Here is an 8,375-nt window from a genome sequence, read left to right on the forward strand (position 1 = left end):
TGGCGCGCACAGCGGCCCGCGTCGCTGTACCGCATCACTGTGGCCGACATGTCTGTTTTGCTATCGAATTTGTATTGCTCTTCAGGTAAGCTCTTGCCCTTAGGTTATGGCTACTAATTCAACGAAAAAATCGAACGCGCACCACAGCGCCGGCACCTCGCTGGTCATGGGGGTGCGCCGCTTTGGGCATGAGCTGGTCCTCATCATCACTTTTTTGATGATGGCATTCTGCGTGGCGGCCATGGTGAGCTACTCGCCCAAGGATCCGGCGTGGTCCACCTCGGGCACGCAGGCGGCGGGGCACGTCAGCAACTGGATGGGGCGCCTGGGTGCCATGATCTCCGATGGCGGCTACTTCATGGTCGGTTTTTCCGTCTGGTGGCTGGTGGTGGCTGCCGTGCTGGCCTGGTTTTCGTCGCTGGCGCGCTGGCTGCGCGCCGGTGAAAACCCGCCGGGCGACCCACGTCCACTGTGGTGGCGCCGTATCGTGTTCTGGGGCGGGCTGGTGCTGCTGCTGCTGGCCAGCTCGGCGCTGGAATGGTCGCGCCTGTACCGCTTCGAGCCCAAGCTGCCCGGCGCGGCTGGCGGTGTGCTTGGCTACCTGCTGGGCCCGCTGGCGGAAAAATGGATGGGTTTTACCGCCTCCGGCATCGTGGGCGTCATGCTGCTGCTGTTGGGCATGTCGTGGATTCTGGGTTTTTCCTGGGGCCAGATCACCGAAAAGGTAGGCGCGGGCATTGAAGGCTTCTTCCAGAAGCTGATGCTGCGCCGCGAAGCGGCCGCCGACAAGGCGGTCGGCAAGAAGGCCGCCCAGGCCCGCGAGGCCGAGGTGAGCAGTGCTGCCCCTGCTGCAGCCCGTGTCGATCCGTCCGGTGATGGCTTTGACAGCATGTTCGACCTGCCACCGCAGGGCAAGGCTGTGCGCCCGGCACAGGCGGAGCCGGGGCTGCATATTGCCGAGCCCGTCAAGCCGCAGGCCCAGCCCAGCGCCCGGGTGGTGAAGGAGCGTCAGAAGCCGCTGTTCAATGAATTGAGCGATACGCGCCTTCCGCAGGTCGATCTGCTGGATCCTGCGCCCAAGGTGCAAGAGACTGTGTCGTACGAGACGCTGGAGATGACCAGCCGCCTGATCGAGAAAAAGCTCAAGGATTTTGGCGTGGAGGTCCGCGTGGTCGAGGCTGCGCCTGGCCCGGTGATCACCCGCTACGAAATCGAGCCCGCCACCGGCGTCAAGGGCTCGCAGATCGTCAACCTCGCCAAGGATCTGGCGCGCTCGCTCTCGCTCGTGTCGATCCGCGTGGTGGAGACCATCCCCGGCAAGAACTACATGGCCCTGGAGCTGCCCAACGCCAAGCGCCAGACCATCCGCCTGACGGAAATCCTCGGCTCCCACGAGTACCACGAAGCCAAGAGCCTGCTCACCATGGGCCTGGGCAAGGACATCATCGGCAAGCCTGTGGTCGCCGATCTGGCCAAGATGCCGCACGTGCTGGTAGCCGGTACCACCGGTTCGGGCAAGTCCGTGGGTATCAACGCCATGATCCTCTCAGTGCTCTACAAGGCCGAGGCCAAGGACGTGCGCCTGATGATGATCGACCCCAAGATGCTGGAAATGTCGGTCTACGAAGGCATTCCGCACCTGTTGTGCCCGGTGGTGACCGATATGAAGCAGGCCGCCAATGGCCTGAACTGGTGCGTGGCCGAGATGGAGCGTCGCTACAAGCTGATGAGCAAGCTGGGCGTGCGCAACCTGGCCGGCTACAACACCAAGATCGACGAGGCCAAGGCGCGCGAAGAGTTCATTCCCAACCCCTTCAGCCTGACGCCCGAGACCCCCGAGCCGCTGCAGCGCCTGCCGCACATTGTGGTGGTGATCGACGAGCTGGCCGACCTGATGATGGTGGTGGGCAAGAAGATCGAAGAACTCATTGCACGCCTGGCGCAGAAGGCGCGCGCAGCCGGTATCCACCTGGTGCTGGCCACCCAGCGCCCCAGCGTCGATGTGATCACCGGCCTCATCAAGGCCAACATCCCCTCGCGCATTGCCTTCTCGGTCGGCTCCAAGATCGACAGCCGCACCATCCTCGACCAGATGGGCGCCGAAGCGCTCCTGGGCATGGGCGACATGCTGTACATGGCCAGCGGCACGGGCCTGCCGGTGCGCGTGCATGGCGCCTTTGTCTCCGATGACGAAGTGCACCGCGTGGTCAGCTACCTCAAGGAACAGGGCGAGCCCGATTACATCGAAGGCGTGCTCGAAGGTGGCACGGGCGACGGCGATTCTGGCTTTGGCGATGAGGACGGCGGCGGCAGCGGCGAAAAGGACCCGATGTACGACCAGGCGGTCGAGATCGTGCTCAAGGACCGCAAGGCCAGCATCTCGTACGTGCAGCGCAAGCTGCGCATCGGCTACAACCGTTCGGCCAACCTGCTCGAAGAGATGGAGCGCGCAGGGCTGGTGAGTGCGCTCACCGGCAGCGGCCAGCGTGAGGTGCTGGTGGCCCACAGGCCCGGCGGCGACGAGTGATGCAAGCGGTTACCAGCATCTCTGCCGCGTAAATTAGCGCAAAAGGCACCGAAAACCTGGCAGTTGCCGGCACTTTCGGTGCCTTTTGCATTCCAACCCCATAATCTGCCCCATTGCGCAGGCGCTGGCCTGTGTCCAGAAAGGAATTCGGATGAAATATTGGATCGCCGCCGCCGCACTGGCTGGCTTCAGCAGCTGGGCTCAGGCTGATGGCCTGCAAAGCCTTGAACAGTTTCTGAAAAATTCGCAGGCTGGCGAAGCCAGCTTTACCCAGACGGTCACCTCGCCCGCCAAGGAAGGCCAGGCGCCGCGCGTCAAGACTTCCAGCGGCAGCTTTGCATTCCAGCGGCCGGGCAAGTTCAAGTTTCTGTACAAGAAGCCTTTCGAGCAGACCATCGTGGCTGACGGCACCACCTTGACCCTGTTCGACGCCGATCTGAACCAGGTCACCCAACGCCAGCAGAGCAAGGCCCTGGGCCAGACGCCCGCTGCACTGCTCGCATCCGCAGCCAGCCTGCAGGCCTTGAAGAGCGAATTCAACCTGTCCAATGCCCCCGATGCCGATGGCCAGCAATGGGTGCTGGCCACGCCCAAGGGTCAGGATGGCCAGCTCAAGAATGTGAAGGTCGGCTTCAAGGGCGATGAGCTGACGGCGCTGGAGATCGAAGACGGCTTTGGCCAGCGCTCTGTAGTGCGGTTTGTGGGGCTCAAGACCCTGCCATCGCTCCCGTCGTCTGCTTTTGAATTCAGCATTCCTTCGGGGGCGGAAGTGATCCGGCAGTAAACCGGCGGCAAACCGGCACTCCAATCGTGGAAAAGCCCTGGCACGCATGTGCTGCCAAGGCTTTGCTGTTGGAGGGGCCGAGGCGCTCGTCCCGCCAGAGATGCCAGGCCTCAGGCCTTGGCAGGTTTTTGTTGTCTGGCGCTCACCCAGTCTGCGCAAGCTGCTGCAATAAGGGTAGCAACCACCGGTGTCACCCAGCCCATGCCCAGGGCTGCGCCGGGCAGGCGGTCCAGCCAGTCGGGCACCAGGGCTGTCCATTGCAGTGCCTTGGCGGCATCGAGCAGGCCAAACAGCAGGGCCACCAGCATCACGGGAATGTAGACGCGGCGGGGCTGGCCCCAGCGGTGCATCAGGCTCAGCGCAATCAGCGCGATGGCCACGGGGTAGATGCCCACCAGCACGGGCACGGCGACCGCGATCAACTGCGCCAGGCCCTGGTTGGCGACGGTGGCGCTGAAAATGCTCAGAGCCACCACAACGCCCCGGTACGAAAAACCGGTCAGGTCGCTGAAGAAGGCGCTGCAGGCGCTCACCAGGCCCACCCCTGTCGTCAGGCAAGCCAGCAGGATGACGGCGGCCAGCAGATACAGGCCCGCGCTGCCAAAGGTGTGCTGTACATAGGCAGTCAGAATTTGCACGCCAGTGGCGGCATTGCCGGCCAGTGTTCCGCTCGTCGCGCCCAGGTAGAGCAGCGACACATACACCAGGCCCAGGCCTGTGGCTGCAATCAGCCCCGCATAGATGGCGTAACGGGTGTGCAGGCGCCGGTCTGCCACGCCCGCAGCCTTGATAGCATTGACGATGACGATGCCGAAGACCAGTGAGGCGAGCGCATCCATGGTCTGGTAACCCTGCAGAAAACCCTGGGCGAATGCTGCCATTTGGGTGCTGTAGTCAGCAGTTTCCGTGCTGTAGCCACCCACAGGTGCAAAAATGGCGGCACCACCGAGAATGGCGAGCGCCAGGATCAGCACCGGCGTGATGATCTTGCCGATGTTGTCCATCAGCTTGCCCGGGAACAGCGACAGCAGCATCACCAGCGAGAAATAGACAATGGTGAACACCAGCAGCATGACGGGCGTGTTGCCGACAAAGGGCGCCAGACCCATCTCGAACGAGACCGTGGCCGTGCGCGGCGTGGCAAACAGCGGGCCAATCGTCAGATAGATGGCGCAGGCGAGTACCGTGCCTGCAATGCGGCCAATGGGGTGGGTGAGGGTATCGAGGCCACCGCCCACGCGCGCCAGCGCCACGACGCCCAGAAGCGGCAAGCCCACGCCAGTGAGCAGGAAGCCGATGGTTGCGCCCAGCAGATTGCCGCCAGCCGCCATGCCGACAATCGGCGGAAAGATGATGTTGCCAGCGCCCAGAAACAGGGCAAAGGTCATGAACCCGAGGGCGATGATGTCCCTGGTTTTCAGTGTTTTCATGGTGATCCCAATGCAGACCAGGCGGTGCGCGGGGAGCGGCAGCGCCTGAAAGATTCATTCACGGAGGCCGTGCGCGCTGCCGGCATGGCAGGGCACATCGTTTTGCAGGTGCCGGCAGCAATCCCGCCGAAGTGGGTGGCTGTGCAATGGCTGCATCACCGGCAAACGGGTTCCTGGCGGTGGATGGCAGCCCTTTTCTGCAGAGCGCTCATGGGTCCGTATAAACCCTTATTTTCCGCGAAAAATGTGTCCTTTCGGCGCAAAGTGCATTCATCCTTGCCGAAAAGTCTGATTTTCAGCAGGAAATCACCAAATGCCTCAAAGGCGAAAGACTTTTAGCGTGCCTTGCCGGAATATGGCAAGGTGAGGCGCAGCATGTCCAGAAGCTGGATGCCGTCTTCAAAGATGGGCGCAGGGTAGTTGTTGACGAAGAAATCCCGCTCGATGCTGGAAACCCGAAACCCATGTCGCTGGTAGAAGGCGAGCTGATAGCCAAACGAGCCTGTGCCCACTTCCAGCTGGTGTGCGCCTGCATTGCGGAAAAAGGCAATCACCCATTGCAATAGCGTCGCCCCATGGCCCTGCTTCTGGTGGGCAGGCGACACGGCAATGCTCATGAGTTCATGAATGCCGCCGCCCAGGGGCTTGACCACGCATGCGGCGACCATTTCTGCACCGTTGGACGCCACAAAGCAGCGTGACCCGGGCAGGTAGGCGCGGATCTTGTCTTCCGAAGGGTCGGCAAGCAGCAGGAGCGCCATGGGCGCTTCGTGGGCGGGAATTTCCTGGATGTGCGGCGTCATATCTGGATAGGCAAAGGTGGTGCTATTCTAAATATAGCTACCAGCGCTTGCTGAGAAAGCGCTGATGCCCAGAAACGCGCAATGCTCAACGGGTATGCACGAGTGCCGCTGTTGCCTTGCGAACCACCGGCAGCGCAAGCAGCAGTACCGGAAATGCAACCAGCCACGAAACACCCCATGCCCTGAGCCACTTGGACGCAAATTCGGGGGCGAGGCCGATGCCATTGAAGGTGCTGATCAGCGAGACGATGCACGTCATCAGAATGGACAGCAGGAGCGGCATGACCAGCGAGGCATAGCGCGCTGGGAGCTTGGGGATGCCGAAGAAAATGGTGGGTTTGTTGAAAGCGTTCATAAGAAAGTCAAAGACCGGGTCAAGCAAAGGCGCCTTTCGCCCAGAAAGGGCAAGCACCCCGGCCCTGCCGGAGATGGTGGCGCGTTGTTTGACGTTGAACGCTTACGGCCCTGTTTGCGCATGGGTGCGTAAGGGCAGACCGCATGATAGGGAAACCGGCCCGCGCAGGCAAGGGATGCCGGACGGCGGCTAGGGATTCTCTGCAGACCCCAGGCAAGTAGTTCTGGAGGAGATCGTAAACGCGTTCTTAGCCCTTTTGCCGGGCCAGGTGGAAAGCCACCAGGGCGTTGGCATGCCCATGGCCGAGCTGGTGGTGCTCTTTCAGAAACGCGACCTGTTCCATGTGCTTTTTCTCCTTGACCGTGTCCAGAATCCCGAACCAGTGTGCGACCGGGTGGCCGTACGTCTTCTCGATGGATGGAAAGTACGAAGCCGGGCCTTTCACCGGGGTATCTGCGCTCATGGGTATCTCCTTGGAACGCCGCAAACGGGCGTGCCCGATCCTAAAGAGGCCGGTGACACCGGTCAATCGATGGGCCTGCAGGGTGTGGGGACGCTGGAGGGGTGGTTGTTTTGTGCAGCAGGCGGCCTATCGCGCTGCCTGCCGCACCGGCCGAGCCATGGCTTTGCCGCGCGCAGGCTGCAGGCAGGCTACGATACGCCGTACGGTGCATGTGCTGTTGGCAACAATGGCGCAGGCGTACCATCAACCGAGACCGATGTTCTGAACCAGGGCGGGCGCCGCGTACGGCACCCGCCGCACACTTTATGAGTAGCCCTTCTTTCCATCCAACGCACCAACCCCTGGCCGAGCGCCTGCGTCCGCGCACGCTGGCCGATGTGGTGGGCCAGCAGCAGGTGCTGGGCGAAGGCATGCCGCTGCGGCTGGCATTTGAATCGGGCCGCCCGCACAGCTGCATTCTGTGGGGGCCGCCGGGCGTGGGCAAGACCACGATTGCGCGCCTGATGTCCGATGCCTTCGATGCGCAGTTCATCTCGATCAGCGCCGTGCTCGGCGGCGTCAAGGACATCCGCGAAGCCGTGGAGCAGGCGCAATCTGCGCGCGACGGCCTGATGCAACAGCGCACCATTGTGTTTGTGGACGAGGTGCACCGCTTCAACAAAAGCCAGCAGGATGCGTTCTTGCCGCATGTGGAAAGCGGGCTCTTCACCTTCATCGGCGCCACCACCGAAAACCCCTCGTTCGAGGTGAACTCGGCCTTGCTCTCGCGCGCCGCCGTCTATGTGCTGCAAAGCCTGACCGCTGACGATTTGCGGCAGATTGTCGAAAAGGCGCAGGCACTGCAAGCGATTCCAGCCATCGAAAGTGAAGCAATGGAGCGCTTGATCGCCTATGCGGATGGCGATGCCCGGCGCCTCTTGAACACGCTGGAGACGCTGGCCATCACCGCCGAGCAGGCGAAGGTTGCAACCATCACCGATGCGTGGCTGCTCAAGGTACTGGGCGAGCGCATGCGCCGTTACGACAAGGGCGGCGAGCAGTTCTACGACACCATCAGCGCGCTGCACAAGTCGGTGCGTGGCTCGGACCCGGACGCCGCGCTGTACTGGTTCTGCCGCATGCTCGATGGCGGCGCCGACCCGCGCTACCTGGCACGCCGCATCGTGCGCATGGCCTGGGAGGATATAGGCCTGGCCGACCCCCGCGCCATGCAGATGTGCAACGACGCCGCCGCCACCTACGAGCGCCTGGGCAGCCCCGAAGGCGAACTGGCACTGGGCCAGGCGGTGCTCTACCTGGCAGTGGCCCCCAAGAGCAATGCGGGCTACATGGCCTACAACCAGGCCAAGGCCTTCGTCAAGCAGGACGGCACCCGGCCGGTGCCACTGCACCTGCGCAATGCGCCCACCCAGCTGATGAAGGACCTCGATTACGGTAAGGCCTACCGCTATGCGCACGACGAGGAGGGCGGCTTTGCCGCAGGTGAAAGCTATTTTCCAGAAGACATGGAGCCGCCCAGTTTCTACCAACCGGTGCCGCGCGGTCTGGAGATCAAGATCGGCGCCAAGCTGGACGAGCTGCGCGCGCGCAACGCGGCTGCCAAGCCCGCTGAAGACGAGGCGCAGGATTGACGCGGGGCCAGGGCGCTGGCTGGTAGCGTGTCTATTAAGAGTTGCTAACACACACCCTTTGATGCGTCGTTGCTTCATCGGGGGCGTCTCGCCGGGGGCGCCCAGCCTTATCGTACGTCTGTACTGCCTGCGGCTTTGCCTAGCGCGGCCCGGCGCCTCGCCTCAACCGTAAATTTGCGATTTACTGGGTTGTGTTAGCGGCTCTAAGGTTCCTATACCTGAATTAGCATAATTAATAGATTAGATAAAAAATAGAAATCAGTACGCTTGTTGGTATCCAAGGTAGATGGCCTTGTTGCATAAATCGGTTTGGGACTGAGTCTCCCCAAACCCCAGACGTAGTTATGCCACGGCCACCGTTTGGGGCGTGCCCAGCTCGGTG

8 protein-coding genes are annotated in these 8,375 nt (G+C 62.3%); 4 read left to right on the forward strand and 4 right to left on the reverse strand.

Annotated features, from left to right (window positions below):
• The first annotated feature begins 106 nt into the window (after window positions 1-106).
• Window positions 107-2,527 carry a DNA translocase FtsK gene (locus ABIE32_RS20340; RefSeq protein ID WP_429018881.1) on the forward strand — a complete coding sequence of 807 codons (2,421 nt, stop codon included), beginning with the start codon at window positions 107-109 and terminating at the stop codon, window positions 2,525-2,527.
• Window positions 2,528-2,678: 151 nt separating this feature from the next.
• Window positions 2,679-3,311 carry an outer membrane lipoprotein chaperone LolA gene (gene lolA / locus ABIE32_RS20345; protein WP_224150085.1) on the forward strand — a complete coding sequence of 211 codons (633 nt, stop codon included), beginning with the start codon at window positions 2,679-2,681 and terminating at the stop codon, window positions 3,309-3,311.
• A 110-nt stretch (window positions 3,312-3,421) separates the two neighbouring features.
• Here the strand turns inward: lolA and brnQ are convergent, their stop codons facing one another.
• The 4 genes from brnQ to ABIE32_RS20365 all read right to left on the reverse strand — a co-directional run bounded on the left by brnQ (window position 3,422) and on the right by ABIE32_RS20365 (window position 6,362).
• Window positions 3,422-4,741, reverse strand: coding sequence for a branched-chain amino acid transport system II carrier protein (gene brnQ / locus ABIE32_RS20350; protein ID WP_429018883.1), 1,320 nt, complete (start codon window positions 4,739-4,741; stop codon window positions 3,422-3,424).
• Between the two features lie 335 nt (window positions 4,742-5,076).
• Window positions 5,077-5,544, reverse strand: a complete 468-nt coding sequence (locus ABIE32_RS20355) for a GNAT family N-acetyltransferase (RefSeq protein WP_429018885.1) — start codon at window positions 5,542-5,544, stop codon at window positions 5,077-5,079.
• An 85-nt stretch (window positions 5,545-5,629) separates the two neighbouring features.
• Window positions 5,630-5,899 (reverse strand): DUF2798 domain-containing protein, encoded by a 270-nt coding sequence (locus ABIE32_RS20360; RefSeq protein WP_224150082.1) that lies wholly within the window; start codon window positions 5,897-5,899, stop codon window positions 5,630-5,632.
• Between the two features lie 247 nt (window positions 5,900-6,146).
• Window positions 6,147-6,362, reverse strand: a complete 216-nt coding sequence (locus tag ABIE32_RS20365) for a DUF4287 domain-containing protein (RefSeq protein ID WP_224150081.1) — start codon at window positions 6,360-6,362, stop codon at window positions 6,147-6,149.
• Window positions 6,363-6,392: 30 nt separating this feature from the next.
• On the opposite strand from ABIE32_RS20365, the gene ABIE32_RS20370 reads away from it, so the two are divergent.
• Window positions 6,393-6,671, forward strand: coding sequence for a hypothetical protein (locus ABIE32_RS20370; RefSeq protein WP_429018890.1), 279 nt, complete (start codon window positions 6,393-6,395; stop codon window positions 6,669-6,671).
• Complete coding sequence (locus tag ABIE32_RS20375) at window positions 6,668-7,993, forward strand: replication-associated recombination protein A (RefSeq protein ID WP_429018893.1); 1,326 nt, start codon at window positions 6,668-6,670, stop codon at window positions 7,991-7,993. Before ABIE32_RS20370 ends, ABIE32_RS20375 begins: the two co-directional genes overlap by 4 nt.
• Window positions 7,994-8,375: the final 382 nt, after the last annotated feature.

Source organism: Comamonas sp. 4034 (assembly GCF_050434545.1).
GTDB classification, from domain to species: Bacteria; Pseudomonadota; Gammaproteobacteria; order Burkholderiales; family Burkholderiaceae_C; genus Comamonas; species Comamonas odontotermitis.